Here is a 23,628-nt window from a genome sequence, read left to right on the forward strand (position 1 = left end):
ATTATCCTTGTTCGAACAGAAGTTGATCTCGCCCCCCGGCGCGCCGGAAATACGCCAAAAGGCGTTTCGATATGGTTTACATGGCGGTAAGTTTTCGGGTGGCCGCCACGCTTGTCGCGGCCGCGCGGCGCGGCTAGGCACGCATCCGAAAGGAACGGGCGATGAGCAAGGCGATGGGCGAAACGCTGGGGCGGCTGCAGGCGGTCATCCACGACCGGCTCGCGGCAGGCGAGGCCGAAGCCTCTTATGTGGCGAGCCTCGCCGCCAAGGGCCGCGGCAAGATCGCGCAGAAACTGGGCGAGGAAGCCGTCGAGGCCGTCATCGCCGCTGTCGGCGAAGACGATCCCGAACTGATCGGCGAGGCGAGCGACCTTATCTTTCACCTCTCGATCCTGCTCGCCGAGCGCGGCCTGTCGTGGGACATGATCGCCGCCGAACTCGACCGCCGCCACGGCACCTCGGGCCACGCCGAAAAAGCCAGCCGCCAGCAATAGGTCTCTCGACAATGCGGGACCGATCACCCACTCAATCCGTCATCCCGGCGAAGGCCGGGATCTCACCCTGTCGCCAAAACCCACCGGCGGGTTCCCGGCCTTCGCCGGGATGACATAGAGGATAAAGGAATTCTCCCATGCCAATCGACGCGACGCTTCCCTATGACGACAGCAACATCTTCGCGCGCATCCTGCGCGGCGAGCTGCCGTCGAAGACGGTCTACGAGGACGAATATGCCCTCGCCTTCCACGACATCAACCCGCAGGCGCCGCTGCATATCCTCGTGATCCCCAAGGGCGCCTATGTCAGCTGGGACGATTTTTCGGAGCGCGGCAGCGACGCCGAAATCGCGGGCTTCGTCCGCGCCGTCGGCAAGGTCGCGCGCGATCAGGGGCTCGTCGTCCCCGGCTACCGCCTGCTGGCGAACACCGGCCTCGACAGCCACCAGGAAATCCCGCACCTCCACGTCCATATCTTCGCCGGGCAACCCCTCGGCCCGATGCTGGCGCGATAAGGCCGCGAAAGATGATCGTCGCCCCCCGCGAGGGCGGGGGCCGCGGGAGGTCTTGCCCGGCAGCGTTGTGTAAACCGACAGCGGCCCCCGCCTTCGCGGGGGCGACGCTCTGCTTGTCTGTGACCCCGCTCACAGCATTTCCGCAGCCCGCGATTAACCGTGCGCGATGCGCGGCGACGGGTGGACTCTGTTCCCTGTTTCCAGCAGGATAGGCGTCCGGGCAGAACGGGGAGACGAAGCGATGGGCAAGGCATGGCGCGCGCTGGGGGCATGGCTGGCCGGCAAGGCGAAACTGGCGCTGATCCTGCCGCTCACCCTCGCGATGGCCGCGACCGCCACCGCCGACACGGTGCCGCAGGTCACGCTCGCGACACCGGGCAGCTCGGGCACTGGCGACGGCACGATCACGCGCTTCACGCTGCGTTTCTCCGAAGACATGGTCCCGCTCGGCGACCCGCGCGCCCCCGCGCCCGCCACCAACGACTGCAAGCTTCCATCGTCGTCCCGCTGGGTCGACACGCGCACCTGGGTGCTCGAATTCGATAAACCGCTTCCCGGCGGGCTCGCCTGCCACGTCGAGCTGCGCGACGGGCTCACCACCGCGCGCGGCGTCGCGGTCGCGGGCAACAGCCGCTTCGCGCTCGACACCGGCGGTCCCTCGGCGCGCGCGGTGCTCGTCGGCGGCAGCTATGGAAATGGGGGCGGCGGGATCGAGGAGGAGCAGATTTTCCTCGTCGCGACCAATGTCGCCGCCGACCGCGCTTCGGTCGGCCGCTACGGCTATTGCGCGGTCGACGGCATCGGCGAGAAGATTCCGCTCGACGTGCTGCCGCGCGAAACCGCGACCGAGATATTGACCGGGCTCGGCGACAATAGCTGGTCGCGCCAGTCCTTCACTTACGACGCCGGGCTGCCGCAGCGTTTCCCCGCCGCGGGCGCCGACCGCGAGGCCGCGCTCGACCGCATCGTCGCGCTTAAATGCCGCCGTCCGCTGCCCCCGGGGCGCGAGATGGCGCTCGTCTGGGACGCGCGCATTTCGCAAGCCGGGGTGCCCCGCCGCACCGCGGGCCGCGACCAGCGTTTCGATTATGACGTGCGCCCCGCCTTCACCGCCAAAATGGCGTGCAGCCGCGTCAATCCGCAGGCGGGCTGCAACCCGATCAAGGACGTCGTGCTGAGCTTCGCATCGCCGGTATCGCGCGAGACGATCCTCGCCGCGACGCTCGAAACCGCCGACGGCAAGCGCCTGACACCCAAGATCGACGACGACGACCGCAATGACCCCTGGCTCACGACCGTGCGCTTCGCCGGGCCGCTGCCGCAGAATGTCGACGCGACGCTTCGTCTCCCTGCCAACGTCACCGACCAGAGCGGCCGCAAGCTGCAGAATCAGACGAACTTTCCGCTGAAATTCCACATCGACCGCGCCCCGCCTTTGGTCAAATTCGCCGCCGAATTCGGCATCCTCGAAGCGGGGGAAGGCGGCGTGCTGCCCGTCACCGTGCGCGGGGTCGAAGCGAGCCTCGTCCAGTCGAACCTCAAAATGCCCGTGGCCGCGCTCCGCGTCGGCGACGACGATGCCGCGATCGCGCGCTGGCTCCGCCGCGTCGACGACGCCGACGACAGCGACTATCGCGAGGAAAAAAACGCCGCCGGCAAGGACGTCACCGTCAACTACACCGGCACCAAGTCGGTGTTCGTCGGCGCCCCGGCGGGCGGCGAACGCCGCGACCTGCAACTGACCCCGCCGGGCGGCGGCAAGGCGTTCGAGGTCGTCGGCATTCCGCTCGCCGAAAAGGGCTTCCACGTCGTCGAGATCGCGAGTCCCGAGCTGGGCGCCGCGCTGCTCGGACGCAAGGCGACGCGCTATGTCGCGACCGCCGCGCTCGTCACCAATATGGCGGTGCATTTCAAATGGGGCCGCGAAAGCTCGCTCGCCTGGGTGACCGCGCTCGACACCGGTCTGCCTGTTTCGGGCGCCGAGATCCGCGTCACCGACAGCTGCACCGGCCGCCTGCTCGCGCGCGGCGCCGCCGACAAGGCGGGCCGCCTCGCCTTCCCCTCCGGCCTGCCCGAACCCGAAACCTGGTCGAGCTGCGAGGAAAATCCCGATATGGCGAAAAGCGAAGGCCATGCCCTGATGGTCAGCGCGCGCTCGGGCGACGATTTCAGCTTCACCCTCACCGACTGGGGCCGCGGCATCCGCCCCTATGACTTCGACCTGCCCTATGGCTGGTCGGAGCGCGCCGACATCCTCCACACCGTCTTCGACCGCGCGCTCGTCAAGGCGGGCGAGACGGTGCATATGAAGCATATCCTGCGCCGCCCGGCCGGGCTCGGCTTCCGCACCCCCGAACCGCTCGCGGGCAAGCTCCGCCTCGTCCATCGCGGCTCCGACACCGAATTCGAGATGCCGTTCAGCATCGCGGCGAGCGGCAGCGGCGAGAGCGTCTGGAACGTCCCCGCCTCGGCGCCGATGGGCGATTATGAGCTCGTCTTCGTCACCAAGGACGAGAAGGGCGAGGACAAGAGCATCTGGCCCGGCCAGTCGGTCCGCGTCGACGAATATCGCCTGCCGACGATGAAGGCGACGATCACGGGCCCGAAAAGCACGCTCGTCCGCCCCGCCGCGGTGCCGCTCAACCTCTTCGTCGGTTATCTTTCGGGCGGCCCCGCGCCCAATATCCCGGTCGAACTCCGCACCAATTTCCGGTCGAGCTGGTCGCCGCCGCAGGATTATCGCGACTGGGATTTCGACGGCCAGCCGGTCAAGGAAGGCATTGTCCAGCTCGACGACAGCGGCGATACGCCATCGGCCGAGCTGCCGCTCGCGCGCTCGGTCCCGTTCACCCTCGACGCGAACGGCAGCGCGACGACGAGCGTCACCGTCGATCAGCCGATCACCGAACCGACGCTGATGTCCGCCGAAATGGATTATGAGGATGCGAATGGCGAGACGCTGACCTCGAGCCGCCGCATCACTCTCTATCCCTCGGCGGTCCGGCTCGGGCTCAAGACCGACGGCTGGCTGATGCGCGACAACGACCTCCGCCTCAATTTCATCGCGCTCGACCTCGACGGCAAGCCGATCCGCGGCCAGCGCGTCGCGGTCGCGCTCTACAACCGCGAGATCATCACGGCGCGGCGCCGCCTGATCGGCGGTTTCTACGCCTATGACAATCAGATGCGCACGACGCGCCTCGATGCGGCCTGCACGGCGACGACCGACAAGCTCGGCCGCGCGAGCTGCGCGATGGCGCCCGGTATTTCGGGCGAAGTCACTGTCGTCGCGACCACGCAGGATGCCGACGGCAACGAAGCGCGCGCGGTGCGCTCGGTCTGGCTCGCGGGCGACGACGACTGGTGGTTCGGCGGCGACAATGGCGACCGCATGGACGTGATCGCCGAACAGCCGCGTTATGACGCGGGCGACACCGCGAAATTCCAGGTCCGCATGCCCTTCCGCGAAGCGACCGCGCTCGTCACCGTCGAGCGCGAGGGCGTCCTCTCCAGCTTCGTCGTGCCGCTGAAGGGCACCAACCCCGTCGTCAAGGTCAAGCTGCCCGCGACCTATGCTCCCGACGTCTATGTCTCGGTGATGGCGGTGCGCGGGCGCGTCACCGGCGGCGAAAGCTGGTTCCGCAAGCTGAAGCGCGCGGCCGGCTTCAAGATCGAGAATAGCGAAGGCGCGCCGCCGACCGCCCTGGTCGACCTCGCCAAACCCGCCTACCGCATGGGCATCGCGCGGATCAAGGTCGGCTGGGAAGGCCATAAGCTCGGCGTCAAGGTCAAGGCCGACAAGGAGAAATATGCGGTCCGCGAAACCGCGAAGGTCGGCATCGAGGTCAAGACCCCGGGCGGCAAGGCGCCGAAAAATGCCGACGTAGCTTTCGTCGCGGTTGACGAAGCCTTGCTCCAGCTCGCGCCCAACGAAAGCTGGGAAATCCTCTCAGCGATGATGGGCGAACGCACGCTCGACGTGCTCACCTCGACCGCGCAGATGCAGGTGGTCGGCAAGCGCCATTACGGCCGCAAGGCGCTCGAACCCGGCGGCGGCGGTGGCGGCGATTTGTCGGGCCTGACGCGCGAGGATTTCCGCCCCGTCCTCTTGTGGAAGGGCCATGTTCCGCTCGATGCGAAGGGCCGCGCAAGCATCGACGTCCCGCTCAGCGACAATCTCTCGGGCTTCCGCCTCGTCGCGATCGCGACCGACGGATCGCAATATTTCGGCACCGGCGAAACGACCGTCCGCACCGTGCAGGATCTCGGCGTCTTTGCCGGCATGCCCGAACTGGTGCGCACCGGCGACACCTATGACGCGCGCTTCACGCTGCGCAACGGCACCGACAAGGCGATGGAGGTCACGGCGACGGCGGCGCTGTCGCCCGCCGTCGCGACAGCGCCGCCGCTCACCGTTACCATCCCGGCGGGCGGCGCGGTGCCGATCAGCTGGTCGATCACCGCGCCCGACCGGACCGGCCCGATCGAATGGACCGTCGAGGCGGCGTCAAAGGACGGCAAGGCGCGCGACCGCCTCGTCTTTGAACAGACAATCGAACCCGCGGTGCCGATCGAGACCTGGGCCGCGAGCCTTTTCCGCGTCGGCCCCAATACGACGCTGCCGATCGCGATCCCCGCGGGCGCGCTTCCCGGCGGCTATGTCGATGTCGCGCTCGCGGGCACGCTCGCACCGCCATTGACCGGGGTGCGAGACTATATGAGCGCCTATCCCTACACCTGCTTTGAACAGCAGACGTCGCGCGCCGTGGCATTGGGCGACATCGGGCGCTGGCAGGCGCTCGCGGGCGCGATGCCGACCTATCTCGATGACGACGGGCTGCTCCGCTACTGGCCGAACGAGCGCATGACCGGGTCGATCGAGCTCACCGCCTATGTGATGAGCGTCACCGCCGCCAACGGCTTCGCGATCCCCGAGGCATCGAGAGAAAAGATGGCGAAGGCGCTGCAGGCGGTCGTCGAAGGGCGCCTCACGCGCAAGGGCTATGGTCCGTGGGATATCCGCCCCGTGCGCATCGCGGCCTTGGCGGCGCTCGCGCGCAACAAGGCGTCGAGCGCAAGCCTCGTCGCCGCGATCGACGTCGCGCCCGCCGACATGGCGACGGGCACGCTCGCCGACTGGCTCGTCGCGCTCGAAAAGACGCCGGGCGTGCGGAACGCCGCTGGCCTGCGCACCGCCGCCGAAGCCGAACTCAGGAAGCGCCTCGTCTATGAAGGCACGCGCCTCGACCTCGTCGACGATGCGAAAGCGCCGTGGTGGATGATGACGAGCGGCGACGAAATGGCGATCAAGGCGCTCGAAGCCGTGCTCGGCCGCAAAGGCTGGGAGGATGACGCGGGCAAGCTGATGGTCGGCGTCGCGCAGCGCCAGCGCAAGGGGCATTGGGACACCACCCCCGCCAACGCCTGGGGCGCGGTCACCGTCCGCCGCTTCGCCGCCCTCTATCCGGCGAGCGCGATCACCGGCGTCACCAACATCGGCCTCGCGGGCGATAGCGCGTCGCAAAGCTGGCCGCTGCCGTCCGAACCCGTCTCGCCGCTCCGCGTCGCGCTGAACGCGGCCACGATGAGCCTCAGCCACCAAGGCACCGGCGCGCCATGGGCGACCGTCAGCGTCAAGGCCGCGGTGCCCTTGAAGGAACCGCTCAACGCGGGCTACCGGATCAAGCGCTCGGTCAGCATCGTCAAGGCGGCGAACAAGGACCGGCTGACGCGCGGTGACGTGATCAAGGTGCGGATCGAGGTCGTCGCGGCCGCCGGACGCACCTGGGTCGTCATCAACGATCCCATCGCCCCCGGCGCGACGATCGTCGGCAATCTCGGCGGCCAGTCCGAAATGCTGGGCGCGCAGGCGAACGGATCGGGCGCGCAGCCGAGCTATGTCGAACGCGGCAAGGACGCATGGCGCGGCTATTTCGGCTGGATGCCCGCGGGCACGCATACGGTCGAATATGTCGTGCGCCTCAACGGCTCGGGCCGCTTCACCCTGCCCCCGACGCGCGTCGAGGCGATGTATTCGCCCGCGATCCGCGGCCAGTGGCCGAATGCGCCGCTGACGGTGGCGAGCGTGGGATCGTGAAGGTTCCAGCCTTGAAGGACAAGAATCAAACCCCTCCCCTTCAGGGGAGGGGCAGCGAGACTTGCGGGCTTTGCCCGCTAGTCGCAGCGGGGTGGGGGCTATCGTCCTTGCGCGAGGCCGGTGGCCCCCACCCCAAACCCCTCCCCTGAAGGGGAGGGGCTTATTATGCCGGACGACCGTTTCCCGCGATCCCGCATCCGCGACGCCCTCGCATGGCTCGCGCTCGCCCTCCTGATCCTCACCACCATCGCGCACCTCGCGACGAAACCGCCCGCGATGCCCGACTTCGCCACCGTGCGCGCCGACTGGCGCTCCAGCGAAGCCTGGCTCTACGACCGCGACGGCCGCCTGCTCGACAGCGAGCGCGTCGATTTCGCGCGCCGCCGCCTCGCGTGGGTGCCGCTCAAGGACATCAGCCCAGCGGTGCGCGACGCGGTCGTCCGCGCCGAGGACCGGCGCTTCTGGTCGCACGGCGGCGTCGACTGGCTCGCGGTCGCCAGCGCGGTCCGCGCGCGCCTGACAAGGGCGGGGGCCGGCGACCGCTCGCGCGGTGCCTCAACGCTCGCGATGCAGCTCGCGGCCTTCCTCGATCCGACCCTCGCACAGCCGGGCCAGCGCAACTGGCGTGCCAAGCTGCGCCAGATGCGCGCCGGACAGGCGCTCGCCTCCGCATGGTCGCACGAACAGATGCTCGAGGCCTATTTCAACCTCGTCCCCCTGCGCGGCGAGGCGCAGGGCATCGGCGCGGGCGCGCAGAGCCTGTTCGGCAAGACGCCCGCCCAGATGAACCGCACCGACGCCGCGCTCTTCGCGGGCCTGCTCCCCAACCCCGCCGCGAGCGCCGACGCCCTCGGCCGTCGCGCCTGCCGGATCGCGCAAAATAGCGAAAGAGGCGCGACGGATTGCACCGCGATCCGCGCCGCCGCCGCGACGCTCGTCTCGGGCGAGCATGCCGCGCGCTTCGACCCCGGCCTCGCGCCGCACCTCGCGGTGCGTCTGCTCGACAAGCCCGGCAAGCGCGTCACGACGACGATCAACCGCCGCATCCAGACCGCCGCGATCGTCGCGCTGCGCCGTCAGCTTTCGGGACTCGGCGCGAACCGCGTTCGCGACGGCGCGGTCGTCGTGCTCGACAACGCGAGCGGCGAGGTGCTCGCCTATGTCGGCGGCGTCGGCCTCGACCAGCGCGGCTCGGCGCGGGTTAGCGCCACAGCCTCTTCGGCGGCGTCGGCCTCGACTCGACCGCGGCGCAGGTCGACGGCGCCAACGCGCGGCGGCAGGCGGGCTCGACGCTGAAACCGCATCTCTATGCGCAGGTGATCGAGCATGGCTGGCTCACCGCCGCCTCGATCCTCGACGACAGCCCGGTCCAGCTCGACACCGCCTCGGGGCTCTACGTCCCCAAAAATTACGACCGCAGCTTCAAGGGGCCGGTTAGCGTGCGCCACGCGCTCGCCGCATCGCTCAACGTCCCGGCGGTGCGCGCGCTCGTCATCGACGACGTCCAGCAATTCCGCGACCGCCTCTGGGCCCTAGGCTATCACGGGATCGTCGAGGATGGCGAATATTACGGCTTCTCGCTTGCCTTGGGCTCGGCCGAAGTGTCGCTCGTCGAACAGGCCAACGCCTTCAGGACATTGGCGAATCTCGGTAAATATTCACCCGTCCGTTACACCGGTGCGCGCAGCGATGACGGCGAAGCGCGCCAGATCGTGAGCCCCGCCGCCGCCTTCATCGTCGGCGACATCCTCGCCGATGCCTCGGCGCGCGCCGACGCCTTCGGCGCCGACAGCGCGCTGCGCCTCCCCTTCTGGGCGGCCGCCAAGACGGGAACGTCGAAGGGGATGCGCGACAATTGGTGCGTCGGCTTCACCGACCGCTTCACCGTCGCGGTGTGGGTCGGCAATCTCGAGGGCGATTCGATGCGCGCCGTCTCGGGCACCTCGGGCGCCGCGCCGGTCTGGCGCGACGTGATGATGGCGCTCCACGCGGGCAACCCCGGCAAGCCGCCGGAAATGCCCGAAGGCGTCGAGGTGCGGCAGGTCCGCCTCCCCGGCACGCGCGAGCCGCCGCGCCGCGAATATTTCCTTGCCGGCACCGCGCAGCGCGAAGTGGCGGCCGCGCCCGAGGCCGCGCGCCGCCCGCGCATCACCAGCCCGGTCAGCGGCAGCGTCTATGCGCTCGACCCCGACATCCCGCTCGATCGCCAGCGGCTCGCGGTGATCGTCAGCGGCTCGGTCGCCGGATACCGGCTGATCCTCGACAAAAAGCCGCTCGGCGACGCCGATGCCGGGCAGCAGATCCTGCCCCGCCCGGGCAGCCATATGCTCGCGCTGGTCGACCCCGGCGGCCGGACGATCGACCGCGTGCGCTTTACGGTACGGTAAGTTGGGTTACCCTCACTGAAATTAAGTTGCGCTGACCTGCGGAAAGGCTAGTCTGCCCCGCCATGAGAGACGGGCGGCAGCTCAGCCGCTCCAAAGGGGAAGAATATGCTATTTGACCGCGTAAAGCCGTTGGACGCCATTTTGGCGACAGCGGAAAAGAAATCGCTTACGCGCACGCTCGGCGCCTTTCAGCTGACGATGCTGGGGATCGGCGCCGTGATCGGGACGGGTATTTTCGTTTTGACCGCCGAAGCCGCGCAAAAGGCGGGCCCCGGCATGATGGTCAGCTTCATCATCGCCGGTTTCGTCTGCGCCTTCGCCGCGCTCTGTTACGCCGAAATGGCCTCGATGGTCCCGGTGTCGGGATCGGCCTATACCTATAGCTATGCCGTGATGGGCGAGCTGATCGCATGGATGGTCGGCTGGGCGCTGATCCTCGAATATGCGGTCGCCGCGGGCGCCGTGTCGGTCGGCTGGTCGGGCTATGTCGTCGGGCTGATCGAGCATAGTTTCGGGCTCGACATACCCGCGAAATTCGTCCTCGGGCCGTTCGACGGCGGCATGATCAACCTGCCCGCGATGTTCATCGCGGGGCTGGTGACCTTCCTGCTCGTCATCGGCACGCGCGAATCGGCGACGGTCAATGCGATCCTCGTCGTGATCAAGGTCGCCGCGCTCACCCTCTTCATCATCCTCGCCGTGCCGGTGATGAATATGGAGAGCTTCGAGCCCTTCGCCCCGCTCGGCATCGCGGGCATCGGCGCCGCCGCGGCGTCGATCTTCTTCGCCTATGTCGGCTTCGACGCGGTTTCGACCGCGGCCGAGGAAACCAAGAACCCGCAGCGCAACATGCCGATCGGCCTGATCGGCAGCCTCGCGATCTGCACCATCTTCTACCTGCTCGTCGCCGCGGGCGTCATCGGCACCGTCGGCGCGCAGCCGGTCGGCATCGACGCCGCGACGGGCCATGCGCTCGAACCCGGCAGCCGCGAGCTTGCCGCGGCGTGCGGCGCGATCGGCGACCAGGCGGTGGTCTGCTCGAAGGAAGCCCTCGCGTGGACGATGCGCGAGATCGGCTGGCCGCAAATCGGCAACCTCATCGGCCTCGCCGCCGGTCTCGCGCTGCCGTCGGTCATCCTGATGATGATGTTCGGCCAGACCCGCATCTTCTTCGTGATGAGCCGCGACGGCCTGCTCCCGCAGGCCTTCTCGAAGATCCATCCGAAGTTCAACACGCCGCACGTGATCACGATCATCACCGGCATCGCGGTCGCGCTGTTCGCCGCCTTCTTCCCGGTGGGGCAGTTGGCGAACATCTCGAACTCGGGCACGCTCTTCGCCTTTGCCGCGGTGTCGATCGCGGTGATGGTGATCCGCCGCACCGATCCGGGCCGTCACCGCCCGTTCCGCACGCCGATGATCTATGTCACCGCGCCGATCGCGATCGCGGGCTGCATCTATCTCTTCTTCAACCTCGACCAGAAGAGCATCAACCTCTTCCTGATCTGGGCCGCGGTCGGCCTGGTCGTCTACTTCGTCTACAGCCGCAGGCGCAGCCATGTCGGCCTGGGCCATGTCGAGGTGCATGAGGACGACGCCGACGCCCCGCCGCCGCCGGTCCCGCCGGCACCGTCGTTCAACTGACGGTTCGAATGATCATACGGGAAAGGAGGCTTCGGCCTCCTTTCTTTTTAGCTGTATCCGATGAGACGATGGCAGCAATCCACTGGGAGCGGACCTATGTTTCATCGTCACCCCGGACTTGATCCGGGGTCCCGCTTGATGCCGAAGACCGGCGATGCCCCAAAAAGCGGGATCCCGGGTCAAGCCCGGGATGACGAGGGGCTGAAACCGACCGGTAGCGGACATTGCGCTTTAAAATATCCGTTCGCATCGAGCGAAGTCGAGATGCCCCTCGGGCCAGGCGCTACATCGATGGGTGTCTCGACTTCGACCAAAGGTCGAAGTTTATCCTGAGCGCCTGCCAAGGCAGTCGAAGGGCTCGACACGAACGGAACAAGGGAACATCCGCTGCCGACGGATTGCTGCCGTCTCTTTATTCGTCACCCCGGACTTGATCCGGGGTCCCGCTTGATGCCGAAGACCGGTCGACGCCCCAAAGCGGGATCCCGGGTCAAGCCCGGGATGACGGAAGTGGAGGAGAGCTATGGCAACTCTCCACCCCAGAGCCGCCACTTATCGGCAACAGTCCGTCGCGTCAGAAGGGCGTGCGCGGCGCCGTTCCCGGGCGGGTGAACAGCTTGCCGCGTTCGGCCCAGAAAACGAGCGCAAGGCCGACGACGGCCGAGATCAGGAAGGCATAGGCCAGCGGCAGCGTCGTGCCGTCATATTGCTGGCCGATCGTCGCGCCGACGGTCGCCGCGAGCAGCGTCTTGGCGAAGCTCTGATACGACGAGGCGACGCCCGCCATATGCCCGAAATCCTCCATCGCGATCGACCCGAAATTGCTGCCGATGAAGCCGACGAGCCCGACGTTGACCATCATCAGCGCGGTGAACATCCACAAGGTCTCGGCGCCGCTCAAGGCCGCGACGATCTGCAGAATCGACGTCGCCATGAAGGCGAGGACCGCCGACTGCGACACGCGGCGCGCGCCGAAACGTTCGACGATCGCGGCGTTCGAGAAATTGGCGATCGCGATGCCGACCGCGACGCAGGCGAAGATCAGCGGGAACAGCGCCCGCGCCCCGAACACCTCGGCGATGATCTGCTCGCTGCTGTTGAGATAGCCATAGAGCGCGCCCTGCATCATGCCCGACGCGATCATATAGCCCGCGGCGCGGCGGTGGCGCGTCACCGTCGCCCAGCCCGCGACCATCGTCCCGAAGTCGAGCGGGCGCACGTCGGCGGGGTCGAGCGTTTCGGGCAGGCGGCGCAGCCAGAGCAGCATCACGATCGACATCACCGCGAGCACTCAGCATTCGCATCAAGGGCGCCGGCCTGGCGGAAATTGACCAGGTAGCCGACCTGCTCGCGCGCCAGCCCGCCACCGCGGCGATGCCCGCGCCGATCGTCGGCGCGATGATCGGTACGATCATGAAGACGAGGAAGATCAGCGACAGCCTTTTCGCCATCGCGTCGCCCGCGAACAGGTCGCGGATCACCGCGACGACGATCACGCCGAGCGCGGCGCTGACCAGCCCATGGATGAAGCGCAGCGCCAGCAGCATCGCGAAGCTCGTCGCCAGTCCGCAGCCGATCGAGAGCGCCAGATAGGCGAAGAGCGCCGGGACGAGCACGCCCTTGCGCCCGAAGCGGTCCGACAGCGGTCCGTAAAGCAGCGACCCGAAACCGATCCCGAGCAGATAGATCGAGATGACGTGCTGCCGGTCATTGGCGACAGTGACGCCCAGCGTCTCGCCGATCGCTGGCAGCGCGGGCAGCATCGAATCGATGGCGAGCGCGTTGAGCGCCATGACCATCGCCATCATGACCACCATTTCACGGTCGCCCGGCAGGCTCCGTTGGGGGGATTGGGCCGGCTTGTGCATCGCAGCAGCCTATGCGCCCGCACCGCCGCTTTGGATAGCCCCCCGGCGACGAAAAGCTATGCAAGGGCGGACGCGGCCGTTCATCTCCCCTCCCCGCAGGCGGGAGGGGATAACAGCGGGAATCTGCGGGCGGCGGCTTTCCCGCCGCTGCACGACAGGGAGGAGTTCGGGGCAGCTAACGGCCGATAGTTGCCGTCTCTTTATTCGTCACCCCGGACTTGATCCGGGGTCCCGCTTGATGCCGAAGACCGGTCGACGCCCCAAAAAGCGGGATCCCGGGTCAAGCCCGGGATGACGAGGGGCTGAAACCGACCGGCAGCTGCCATGATCCTCCCTGTCGCGCAGCGATGGGGAGGTGGCAGCGCGAAGCGCTGACGGAGGGGCGATGACGCGACGTCGCCGCCCCTCCACCATCGCCTGCGGCGCCTCGCGGGAAGCAACGCGCCCCGCGCGTTCCTTTTATCCCGCTCACTCCCCCTCCCCATGGCTTCGCCACAGGGAGGATCGGAAATGGCATCTCCCCACCGCCAAAAGCCGACTTTCCTCGTCAAGACGCACCATGCGAAAAGGGCCGCCCGATCCGGACGGCCCTTCCCTTTCGCAGGCGGACGAACCTCAGCCCTGGCGCGTGCCCGTCATCGCCATCGAGCCGAAGGCGCCGGCCTTGATCGTGCCGGTCAGCGTGTCGCCGTCGATCGTCGCTTCGCATTCGAGCGTCATCGGCATCGGCACCTTCATGTTCATGGTCCACGTCAGCTTGTTACCGTCGACCTTGCCATTTTCGACATCGAGCGAGCCCATCGCACCGGCATTCTGACCGGTGAAGCTGTCGCCGTCGCTGGTGACGGTGAAGACCGACTTCTGATCGCCCATCGGCGACTTGGTGACGCAATCATAGCTGCCATCGACTTGAGACATTGCGGCTCTCCTTACTGAAACTGATGTTAGTTATCGAGGGACACCGTTTCCACCGGCAGACCCAATCCGTCAAGCTGCGGTTTCACCACGGCGGCGTCGCCGACGACGACATAGACGAGATCGTCGGTGCTGAGCGCGTTTCGTGCCGCCGCATCGAGGGCTTCGGGCGTCATCGCCTCATAAGTCGCGGGCAGTTTCTCGTAATAATCGTCGGGACGATCGAATTTGGCGATCGCGCGCAGCCCGCCGAGCACGTCGCTCGAGGTTTCGAAGCTGCCGGGCAGTTCGCGGACGCTGCCGTTCACGGTGCGCTGCAACTCCTCCTTGGTCACCCCCTTGTCGCCGAGGAAAGCCTTGAGGTCGCTTTGCAGCTCCTTGATCGAATCGCCGGTGCGATCGGCCTGCACCGGCGCCGATGCGATCCAGCTCACCCGGTCCTTTTCGCCCGTCACGCTGGTGCGCACGCCATAGGACCAGCCCTTCGTCTCGCGCAAATTCATGTTGAAGCGCGACAGGAAATTGCCGCCGAAAATGTCGTTCGCCGCGCGCAGCACTTCCAGCCCGTCGCCGCCCTTGACGTCCAGCACCTTGCCCGCGAGGATCACCGACTGCGGCGATTTGGGCCGGTCGACGAGCAGGATGCGCGACTGCGGCGCGGGAACCGCGATCTCGAAATGCTTCACCGGCTTCGCCGTCGCCGGCGCTTTCCAGTCGCCGAACGCCGCGTCGAGTTCCTTCTTCACCTCGGCGAGCGTCGTGTCGCCGACGACGAAGATCCGCGCATTGTCGGGGCGAATCCACGCCGAATGAAAGGCCGCGAGCTGGTCGCGCGTCGCTTCGGTCACCGCCTTGGCGTTGCCGAGCCCCGAGGGCGGAATGCCATAGGGATGCTCGGCGCCGTAGAGCGCGGGCATCAGCACGCGCTGCGCGATCGCGCGCGGCTCGTTGAGTTCGGCCTTCAGCCGGTTGAGCTGCTGCGCGCGCACGCGCTCGAGTTCCTTCGCGTCGAACGCCGGATTGCGCACATAGTCGGCGAGCAGCGCGAGCGACGCGCGCAAATTCGGCTTGAGCGCGAACAGCCCGAGCGCGGTCTCGTCGGCGTCGGCATAGCCATAGGTCTGCGCGCCGAGCCGCTCTTTCGCTTCGGCGAAAGCGATCGAGTCGAGGCTGGTCGTGCCCTCGTCCATCAGGCTGAGCATCAGCGACTGGGTGCCGAGCGCGCTGTGCGGATCGGCGGCATAGCCGGCGTCGAAGCTCACCTGGACGTTGACCGTCGGCACCGTCGCGCGGCGCGCGAAGACGACCTCGATGCCGTTCTTGAGCTTCGCGCGCTCGATATCGGGGAATTCGAGCGCCTTGAGGCCGGAGACGGCGGGGAATTGCGAGCGGTCGGCGATCGCGGTCGCGGCGCCGATCCCGCTGTCGGGGCCGACGTCGCCGAGCGCCGGGTTCCAGTAGCGGTCGGGCTGAACCGCCGGAGCGCCCTTCGCCGCGATAACCGCGCCGCCGCGATTCTCGCCGCCCTCGGTGCGTTCGCCGGGCGTATAGGTCAGCGAAAAGGCCGGGCGCGACAGCCATTTGTTCGCGGCCGCCTTCACCTGCTCGGGCGTCGCCTTGGCGAGCCGCTCAAGCTCGACCTTGTAGTGGGCGGGATCGTTCGAATAGAGCGCGCCCTCGGCGAGCGTCACCGCCTTGCCGCCGAAGCCGCCGACCGATTCGAGCTGTGAGATCGCGCCGCCAAGATAGCTGGCGGTCGCGCGCTGCAATTCGTCGGCGGTCGGCCCGCTCGCGAGGAAGGCCGCGATTTCCTCGTCGAGCCTCTTCGCGACATGCGCCGGATCGACGCCCGGCTTGACGTCGGCCTGGACCAGCACGATCCCCGCATCCTCGAACGGCGACGCGCCCGCCGAGACGCTGACCGCAACCGGGTCCTTGCGCACGAGCGCATTGTCGAGCCGCGACGAGGACAGCCCGCCGAGCACCGACATCGCCATCTGGAGCGGCACCGCTTCGGCGTCGTTGAGCCCCGGCATCGTCCACATGCGATAGATGCGCGTCGTCGGGATCAGGTCCTTGACCTCCTTCGCGAGCGGCGCGGGCAGCGTCGGCAGCGAGGTTGCGGGCGCCTTGATCTCGGGACCGCGCGGAATGTCGCCGAACCATTCGCCGACCTTGGCCTTCGCGGTCGGCACGTCGATATCGCCCGCAAGGACGAGCACCGCGTTGTTCGGGCCGTAATTGTCGGTGAACCACTTTTTCACGTCATCGAGGCTCGCCGCGTCGAGGTCGGCCATCGAGCCGATCGTGCTGTGGTGATAGGGGTGGCCCTTGGGAAAGAGATTCTCGAAAATCTCGTAGCGCAGCAGGCCATAGGGATTGTTGTCGCCCTGCCTTTTTTCATTCTGGACGACGCCGCGCTGGTTATCGAGCTTTTCCTGCGTCACCGCGCCGAGCAGATGCCCCATGCGGTCGCTTTCGAGAAAGAGCGCGAGGTCGAGCGCGCCGGTCGGCACCGTCTCGAAATAATTGGTGCGGTCGGCCGAGGTCGAGCCGTTGGCCTGCAGGCCGCGCCGCGAAAATTCACCCCGACACGCTGAAGTGGTACCTGAGCTGGCGAAATAATTGGTGCGGTCGAGGAAGGTGGTGCCGTTGAAATCGGTCGCGCCGACCTGGCGCAGCGGCTCGAAGAAATCGTCGGGGGCGTTTTCGGAGCCGTTGAACATCAAATGCTCGAACAGATGGGCGAAGCCCGTCTTGCCCGCGGGCTCGTGCTTCGACCCGACACGGTACCACACCGACACCGCGACGACGGGCGCCTTGCGATCCTCATGCACGATCACGCGCAGCCCGTTGTCGAGCGTGAAGGCTTCGTAGGGAATATCGACCGCCTTGACGAGGTCGGCGGTCGGCGCGGGCGCCGCGGCCTTGGCCTTGGCGAGCGCCGGAGCGGCGGCGACGAGCGAGATCGACAGGGCAAGGGCGACGGCGAAACGACGGAAACGGACCATGAAATCCCCCAGATCAATTCATGCAGGCGCGCGCCTGCCCAAAAGCGGGTGCCGGACGGCACTGTATCAATGGCTTAGGACAGCAAGGGGCAGCTTTCAAGGCCGATAGAAGCGCGCCCCGCTCGCCTTCAGCGCCGCCGGATCGAAGAGCACGGGCTTTAATTTATGTGCGACGAACAGCGGCGCCTGATCGTTGTAATGCGGGCTGTCGGGGCGCGTCGTCGCGGCGCCGAACGGCTGGATCGATTCGGAGCGGACGCGGCCGTTCCGGTCCCACGTCACGAACATGATGAAGCTGTCGCCGTGGCGCACCTTCAGCCGCCCGTCAGACTCCTCGTCCCACAGCGTCGAGGCGCGCACGGTGTCGTTGCCGCCGTCGAGCGGCAAGTCGACGCGATTCGGTCCCTCGCCGTGGCGGAGGCGCAGCACGGTGCCGAGCTTTGGGTCGAGGGTGCCGAAATGATCCTGCAGATGCGCGACCGTCTCGGTCAGCACGGTGCGCGGATCGGGCGCGGCGCGGCGCTGGTAATGGCGGCCGTTCGCCGGGCGCAGCAGCATCAGCGCGAGCGCGTCGCCCTTGCCCCGGCCGTCGAGATTCCAGTCCCATGCGCGCAGCAGTTGCTGCGCCCGCGCGAGCGCCGGATCGCCCTTCGTGTCGAGCGCAAGCAGCCGGTCGATCCACGCCTTCGCATAGCCGGTCTTCGCATAGGCGGTGTCATATTTGATCGCCTTGAGCCGCGTCTCGTCGATCTGCCCCGACGCCTCGAACAATTCGATCAGCCGCGCCGCGCGATTGGTCATATCGTCCTCGATCCCGAGCAAGGGCGAGAAGGCCGCCGCATCGAGTTCGTCGCCCGGCCCCGCCGCGACCCACGGCGTGTTGTTCGCGTTCATCACATAGCCCGAACGCGGATTGACAAGCGCGGGCACGCGGTCGAACGGCAGCGTCTTCGTCCACAGATCCGCCGAGGTGTCGCCGGGCAACAGCCCGCGCCAGTTGAACCCCGCCGGGCGGTCGGGGAACATGGCGTTGTAGAACATCGCGATATTGCCCTTCGCATCGGCGTAGATGAAATTGGTCGCGGGCACGCCCTGCCCCGCCATCGCCGCGCGCCATTCGGCGAAATTCCGCGCCTTGTTGAGCCGATAATATTGGGTGACCATATTCGCCTGGTCCTGTCCGGCGTAGCGGATCGCGAAGGCGCCCTTTTCATTCTTCACCACCGGCCCGTGAACCGAGCGCCAGATGGTGCGCGGCACCGGCAGCACGAACGGCCCGAACCGGACCTTCAACCAGATGCGCTTTTTCTCGAGCGGGCGCCACTGCCCGTCGAAACGGTAATTTTCGCCCCTGTCGTCGAGGGTCAGCTTGTAGACGTCGATCAGGTCGGGCCGGTTCACCGTGTTGGTCCAGCCGAGATATTTATTATGGCCGAGGAAGGGATAAGGCGAGCCGGGGAAGTTGGCGCCGGCGAAATCCCAGCCCTCTTCGCTATGGACGACCAGCTCGTACCAGGCGACGCCGCCGGTCCACGGCTGATGCGAGTTGGAGACGAGCCGCGTCGCGCCGTCGCTCGACCGTGCGGGGGCAACCGCCATGCCGTTCGACCCGTTGTCGGCCGGATCGCGGCCGACCGGCGTCAGCTCGCGCGGGACGAGCTTGCCCGACTTGTCGAGCGCGGGGCCGCCTTCGCGCCCGATCTCGGCGCCTTCGGTCAGCGATCCGAGCACCGAATCGAGCCCGAAGAAAAAGGGCGACCGCAGCACGAAGCCCGCGACGACATCTTCACCGGTCACCGGGAACAGGCGCGACAGGCGCACTTCGCCCGGATGCTTGTCGGCATAATGGTTGAGCCCGGCGGCATAGGCGGTGAACAGTTTTTTCACATCGTCGGGCAGCCGCGGCCAGTCGCGCTTCGCCGTCGCCCGGACGCCGAGCAGCGCCTCGGCATAGTCGACCTTCGCCCCGTCCGGCCCAAGCATCGCGCCGGCGCGCCCGCGCGTCATCGCGAGCACTTCCTGCAGCGTCGCAAAATCATCCTCGGCATGCGCAAAAGCGACGCCATAGGCGACGTCGGCGTCAGTCTTGCCGAAGATATGCGGCACGCCGAAGCCGTCGCGTGCGATGCGGACATCGGCGGGCTTGAACGCCAGCGCCGCTGGCGCTTCGGCGGTGAGCGGTTCCCAGACGGCGAGCGATATGGCGGCAACGACGGCCAGAGCCAGCAAGCCCAGAAAAATCCGTCGCAGCATCGTTGGTCCCTTCGTGGCCGATCCGCGCGCATCTGTGACCGTCATGTCGTCCGATGGCAAGCGGCTGTCGTTCGTCGAGGCGGATTTGCGGGCGGGCAGAGCGCCGCTATGCAGGATGCAGGTCTTTGAACAACGGGGAATTTCGAATGATACGCATCAAGAGCCTGCTTCTTTCCGCCTGCCTGACGCTGGCGCCCGCACCCGCAGCGATGGCGCAGACCGTCATCGGGTCGGGCGTCGTCCCGGCGGCCGCCTCGAACAGCGCCGAGCGCGCGATCGGCTTTGCCGCGACGGCGCCAGCAGACGCGGCGCTGGTCGTCGTGATGACCGACGCCACGCTGCCGCCGCTCGACGGCGTTACGCTGAGCGTCGCCGATCGCCAAGCGATCGCCGCGGGGATCGCGGCGGCGGGCTTCGACGGCAAGGCCGGATCGACGCTGTCGCTGCGCGGCATTGGCGCGTTTCCGCGCATCCTGCTCGTCGGTGCGGGCGCCACGCCCTCATCGCTCGCGCTCGCCGAAGCGGGCGGCAAAGCGGCGCAGGAACTCAAGAGCGAAGCGCATCCGGTGGCGATCGCCGGCGCTTATGGCGACGCCTCGGCCGCCGACGTCGCCTATGGTTTCGCGCTCGGCCAATATCGCTTCGACCGGTACAAGACCGTCGACAAAAAGACACCGGCGACGGGCGCTGTCACGTTCGTCGGTGCCGGCCCCGCCGCCGAAACCGCCTTTGCCAGCCGCTGGAAGCCGCTTGTCGATGGCGTGCGCCTGTCGCGCGACCTCGCGAACGAGCCTGCGAACATCATCTATCCCGAAAGCTTCGTCGCGCGCGTCCGCGAAGCCTTTGCCGGAACCGCCGGGGTCGGCATCGAAGTTCTCGACGAAGCCGCGATGCGCAAGCTCGGCATGGGCACCCTCGTCGGCGTCGGACAGGGCAGCCCGCGCGGATCGCGCCTGCTCGCGGTGCGCTATCGCGGCGCGGGCGCGCCCGCCGCGCCGATCGCTTTCGTCGGCAAGGGCATCACCTTCGATTCGGGCGGCATTTCCTTGAAGCCCGGAAACGGCATGTGGAACATGAAGGGCGACATGTCGGGCGCCGCCTCGGTCGTCGGCGCGGCGCTATCGCTCGCGAAATCGCGCGCGCCGGTCCATGTTGTCGCGGTGGCCGCGCTGGCCGAAAATATGCCCGACGGCAACGCCCAGCGTCCCGGCGACATCACGCGCACCATGTCGGGCAAGACGATCGAGATGCTCAACGCCGACGCCGAAGGCCGTCTCGTCCTTGCCGATGCCAATGAATATGTCGCGGCGACCTACAAGCCGCGCGCGATCGTCAATATCGCGACGCTCACCGGGTCGATCGTCGGCGCGCTCGATGACCAATATGCCGGCCTCTTCGCGCGCGACGAAAAGCTCGCCGACGCCTTGCTCGCCGCCGGCGCCGCAAGCGGCGAGGAGCTGTGGCGGATGCCGCTCCACAAAAATTACGCCGAGAAGCTCAAATCCGACATCGCCGACATCCGCAACATCGCGCCGGGCCAGGGACCGGGCGCCAGCCTCGGCGCGCACGTTATCGGATTCTTCGTCGACGAGGCGACCCCTTGGGCGCATCTCGACATCGCGGGGGTGAATCAGGCCGACAAAGCGACGCCGCTCGTTCCCAAAGGGATGACCGGCTTCGGGGTGCGGCTGCTCGACCAGCTCGCGCGGGGCGGCGAATAGAGCCTTGCGGAACCTCGCAACGCCCCCTTGTGTTGCACAAGTGCAACACTATCTTGCCCGGTGAGAAAGGGGCTTATCCGGAATGAACCTCGAAAAATTCACCGACCGCGCCAAGGGCTTTTTGCAGGCCGCACAGACGATCGCGATCCGCATGAACCATCAGCGGATAAGCCCTGAGCATATCGCCAAGGCGCTGCTCGAAGACAATCAGGGCATGGCCGCGGGCCTGATCGCCAATAGTGGGGGCGACACCGCACGCGCGGTGCAGGGCATCGACGCGCTGCTCGCCAAGGTTCCCGCCGTGTCGGGATCGGGCGCGCAAGCGACGCCCGGCCTCGACAATGACGCCGTGCGCCTGCTCGATCAGGCCGAACAGATCGCCGCGAAAGCGGGCAGCGAATATGTCGCCGTCCAGAATATCCTGCTCGCGATGGTGCTTGGCAGCGGCACGCCGGTGGGCAAGGCCTTCGCCGACGCCGGCGTGAAGCCCGAAGCCTTGAATGCCGCGATCGCCAAGCTGACCGGCGGCCGCACCGCCGACACGGCCTCGGCGGAAGATCGCTACGACGCGCTGCAGAAATTCGCCCGCGACCTCACCGCCGTCGCGCGCGAGGGCAAGCTCGATCCCGTCATCGGCCGCGACGAGGAGATCCGCCGCACCGTGCAGATCCTCGCGCGCCGGACCAAGAACAACCCGGTGCTGATCGGCGAGCCCGGCGTCGGCAAGACCGCGATCGCGGAGGGCCTCGCGCTGCGCATCGTCAACGGCGACGTGCCCGACAGCCTCAAGGACCGCCGCCTGCTCGCGCTCGACATGGGCGCGCTGATCGCGGGCGCCAAATATCGCGGCGAGTTCGAGGAGCGGCTGAAAGGCGTACTCGACGATGTGAAATCCGCCGAGGGCGAGATCATCCTGTTCATCGACGAGATGCACACGCTCGTCGGCGCGGGCAAGGGCGAAGGCGCGATGGACGCGTCGAACCTTTTGAAGCCCGCATTGGCGCGCGGTGAGCTGCACTGCATCGGCGCGACGACGCTCGACGAATATCGCAAGCATGTCGAAAAGGACCCCGCGCTCCAGCGGCGCTTCCAGCCGGTGTTCGTCGGCGAGCCGACGGTCGAGGATTCGATCTCGATCCTGCGCGGGATCAAGGAGAAATACGAACTGCACCACGGCGTGCGGATCACCGACGGCGCGATCGTCGCCGCGGCGACGCTGTCCAACCGCTATATCTCCGACCGCTTCCTGCCCGACAAGGCGATCGACCTGATGGACGAGGCGGCGAGCCGCATCCGCATGGAGGTCGAATCGAAACCCGAGGAGATCGAGAGCCTCGACCGCCGCATCATCCAGATGAAGATCGAGGAGGCCGCGCTCGGCAAGGAAAGCGACGCCGCGTCGAAGGACCGGCTCGCCACGCTCCAGTCCGAACTCGCCAATCTCGAGCAGCAGTCGGCCGAGCTCACGCAGAAATGGCAGGCCGAGAAGGACAAGATCCACGCCGAGGCGAAGATCAAGGAAGAGCTCGACGCCGCGCGTTCGGCGCTCGAGCAGGCGCAGCGCGCGGGCGATCTCGCCAAGGCGGGCGAGCTCAGCTACGGCACCATCCCCGGCCTCGAAAAAAGGCTCGAAGAGGCGCAGGCCGCCGCAGGCAATGCGATGCTGCGCGAGGAAGTCACCGCCGACGACATCGCCGCGGTCGTCAGCAAATGGACCGGCATCCCCGTCGACCGGATGATGGAAGGCGAGCGCGAGAAATTGCTCGGCATGGAAGAGACGCTGGGCCAGCGCGTGATCGGCCAGGACGAGGCCGTCCGCGCCGTCTCGACCGCAGTGCGCCGCGCGCGCGCGGGGCTGCAGGATCCGAACCGGCCGTTGGGCTCGTTCCTTTTCCTCGGCCCGACGGGCGTCGGCAAGACCGAGCTCACCAAGGCGCTCGCGCGTTTCCTGTTCGACGACGACAATGCGATGGTCCGCATCGACATGTCCGAATATATGGAAAAGCACAGCGTCGCGCGGCTCGTCGGCGCGCCCCCGGGCTATGTCGGCTATGAGGAGGGCGGCACGCTCACCGAAGCGGTGCGCCGCCGCCCCTATCAGGTCGTGCTGTTCGACGAGGTCGAAAAAGCCCATGCGGACGTGTTCAACATCCTCTTGCAGGTGCTCGACGACGGCCGCCTCACCGACGGGCAGGGGCGCACGGTCGACTTCACCAACACGCTGATCATCCTGACCTCGAACCTCGGCAGCCAGGCGATCGCCGCGCTTCCCGACGACGCGCCGGTCGAACAGGCCGAGCCCGCGGTGATGGAGGTGGTGCGCGCGCATTTCCGGCCCGAATTCCTGAACCGGCTCGACGAGATCGTGCTGTTCCACCGCCTCGCGCAGCAGCATATGGGCGGGATCGTCGACATCCAGGTGGCGCGCGTCCAGAAATTGCTCGACGACCGCAAGGTGACGCTCGACCTCACCGACGCCGCGCGGAGCTGGCTTGGCCGCGTCGGCTATGATCCGGTCTATGGCGCACGGCCGCTCAAGCGCGCGGTGCAGAAATATCTGCAGGACCCGCTCGCCGACCTGATCCTGAAGGGCGAGGTCAAGGATGGATCGACGGTGAAGGTCGACGAAGGCGATGGCGCGCTGGCTCTGACCCCGGCCTAGCGGGTTCGGCCGCGCCCACCGCGGCGCGGATCAATTGCCGTGACGGACGGGTACGGGTGTG

At 67.4% G+C, this 23,628-nt stretch carries 12 protein-coding genes and 1 pseudogene; 8 read left to right on the forward strand and 5 right to left on the reverse strand.

From position 1 onward, the window contains the following. The first annotated feature begins 161 nt into the window (after positions 1 to 161). The 6 genes from QZL87_RS16730 to QZL87_RS16750 all read left to right on the forward strand — a co-directional run bounded on the left by QZL87_RS16730 (position 162) and on the right by QZL87_RS16750 (position 11,137). Positions 162 to 494 (forward strand): phosphoribosyl-ATP diphosphatase, encoded by a 333-nt coding sequence (locus tag QZL87_RS16730; protein WP_295321533.1) that lies wholly within the window; start codon positions 162 to 164, stop codon positions 492 to 494. A 137-nt stretch (positions 495 to 631) separates the two neighbouring features. Next, positions 632 to 1,009, forward strand: coding sequence for a histidine triad nucleotide-binding protein (locus tag QZL87_RS16735; RefSeq protein WP_295321534.1), 378 nt, complete (start codon positions 632 to 634; stop codon positions 1,007 to 1,009). Positions 1,010 to 1,250: 241 nt separating this feature from the next. Beyond that, complete coding sequence (locus tag QZL87_RS16740; protein WP_295321535.1) at positions 1,251 to 7,106, forward strand: MG2 domain-containing protein; 5,856 nt, start codon at positions 1,251 to 1,253, stop codon at positions 7,104 to 7,106. Positions 7,107 to 7,271: 165 nt separating this feature from the next. Beyond that, positions 7,272 to 8,402: a transglycosylase domain-containing protein gene (locus QZL87_RS19265; protein WP_362987818.1), complete on the forward strand. Its 1,131-nt coding sequence runs from the start codon at positions 7,272 to 7,274 to the stop codon at positions 8,400 to 8,402. A 20-nt stretch (positions 8,403 to 8,422) separates the two neighbouring features. Next, a complete protein-coding gene (locus QZL87_RS19270) occupies positions 8,423 to 9,493 on the forward strand; it encodes a penicillin-binding transpeptidase domain-containing protein (RefSeq protein WP_362987822.1) in 1,071 nt (356 codons plus the stop codon). 105 nt (positions 9,494 to 9,598) lie between these two features. Continuing rightward, positions 9,599 to 11,137, forward strand: a complete 1,539-nt coding sequence (locus QZL87_RS16750) for an amino acid permease (RefSeq protein ID WP_295321536.1) — start codon at positions 9,599 to 9,601, stop codon at positions 11,135 to 11,137. Positions 11,138 to 11,711: 574 nt separating this feature from the next. Here the strand turns inward: QZL87_RS16750 and QZL87_RS16755 are convergent. The 5 genes and pseudogenes from QZL87_RS16755 to QZL87_RS16775 form a co-directional block, all read right to left on the reverse strand. Further along, positions 11,712 to 12,428: a hypothetical protein gene (locus QZL87_RS16755; RefSeq protein ID WP_295327166.1), complete on the reverse strand. Its 717-nt coding sequence runs from the start codon at positions 12,426 to 12,428 to the stop codon at positions 11,712 to 11,714. A gap of 118 nt (positions 12,429 to 12,546) precedes the next feature. Beyond that, positions 12,547 to 13,005 (reverse strand): annotated as a pseudogene (locus QZL87_RS16760) (MFS transporter); the annotation flags it as partial. Between the two features lie 615 nt (positions 13,006 to 13,620). Then, complete coding sequence (locus QZL87_RS16765; protein ID WP_295321537.1) at positions 13,621 to 13,923, reverse strand: hypothetical protein; 303 nt, start codon at positions 13,921 to 13,923, stop codon at positions 13,621 to 13,623. 26 nt (positions 13,924 to 13,949) lie between these two features. Next, entirely contained in the window at positions 13,950 to 16,931 is a 2,982-nt protein-coding gene (locus tag QZL87_RS16770; protein WP_295321538.1) for a pitrilysin family protein, read from the reverse strand. A 96-nt stretch (positions 16,932 to 17,027) separates the two neighbouring features. Continuing rightward, complete coding sequence (locus QZL87_RS16775) at positions 17,028 to 19,184, reverse strand: acylase (protein WP_295321539.1); 2,157 nt, start codon at positions 19,182 to 19,184, stop codon at positions 17,028 to 17,030. A 146-nt stretch (positions 19,185 to 19,330) separates the two neighbouring features. On the opposite strand from QZL87_RS16775, the gene QZL87_RS16780 reads away from it, so the two are divergent. Next, positions 19,331 to 20,905, forward strand: coding sequence for a leucyl aminopeptidase (locus QZL87_RS16780; RefSeq protein ID WP_295321540.1), 1,575 nt, complete (start codon positions 19,331 to 19,333; stop codon positions 20,903 to 20,905). 82 nt (positions 20,906 to 20,987) lie between these two features. After that, positions 20,988 to 23,567, forward strand: coding sequence for an ATP-dependent chaperone ClpB (gene clpB / locus QZL87_RS16785; RefSeq protein ID WP_295321541.1), 2,580 nt, complete (start codon positions 20,988 to 20,990; stop codon positions 23,565 to 23,567). The last annotated feature ends 61 nt before the right edge of the window (positions 23,568 to 23,628 follow it).

The organism is uncultured Sphingopyxis sp. (assembly GCF_900078365.1).
GTDB lineage: Bacteria > Pseudomonadota > Alphaproteobacteria > Sphingomonadales > Sphingomonadaceae > Sphingopyxis.

What these genes read in the sequence shown, in the direction of transcription:
- QZL87_RS16730 (WP_295321533.1), top strand. Translation starts at nt 162, where the DNA reads ATGAGCAAGGCGATGGGCGAAACGCTGGGGCGGCTGCAGGCGGTCATC.
- QZL87_RS16735 (WP_295321534.1), top strand. Translation starts at nt 632, where the DNA reads ATGCCAATCGACGCGACGCTTCCCTATGACGACAGCAACATCTTCGCG.
- QZL87_RS16740 (WP_295321535.1), top strand. Translation starts at nt 1,251, where the DNA reads ATGGGCAAGGCATGGCGCGCGCTGGGGGCATGGCTGGCCGGCAAGGCG.
- QZL87_RS19265 (WP_362987818.1), top strand. Translation starts at nt 7,272, where the DNA reads ATGCCGGACGACCGTTTCCCGCGATCCCGCATCCGCGACGCCCTCGCA.
- QZL87_RS16750 (WP_295321536.1), top strand. Translation starts at nt 9,599, where the DNA reads ATGCTATTTGACCGCGTAAAGCCGTTGGACGCCATTTTGGCGACAGCG.
- QZL87_RS16765 (WP_295321537.1), bottom strand. Translation starts at nt 13,923, where the DNA reads ATGTCTCAAGTCGATGGCAGCTATGATTGCGTCACCAAGTCGCCGATG.
- QZL87_RS16770 (WP_295321538.1), bottom strand. Translation starts at nt 16,931, where the DNA reads ATGGTCCGTTTCCGTCGTTTCGCCGTCGCCCTTGCCCTGTCGATCTCG.
- QZL87_RS16775 (WP_295321539.1), bottom strand. Translation starts at nt 19,184, where the DNA reads ATGCTGCGACGGATTTTTCTGGGCTTGCTGGCTCTGGCCGTCGTTGCC.
- QZL87_RS16780 (WP_295321540.1), top strand. Translation starts at nt 19,331, where the DNA reads ATGATACGCATCAAGAGCCTGCTTCTTTCCGCCTGCCTGACGCTGGCG.
- clpB (WP_295321541.1), top strand. Translation starts at nt 20,988, where the DNA reads ATGAACCTCGAAAAATTCACCGACCGCGCCAAGGGCTTTTTGCAGGCC.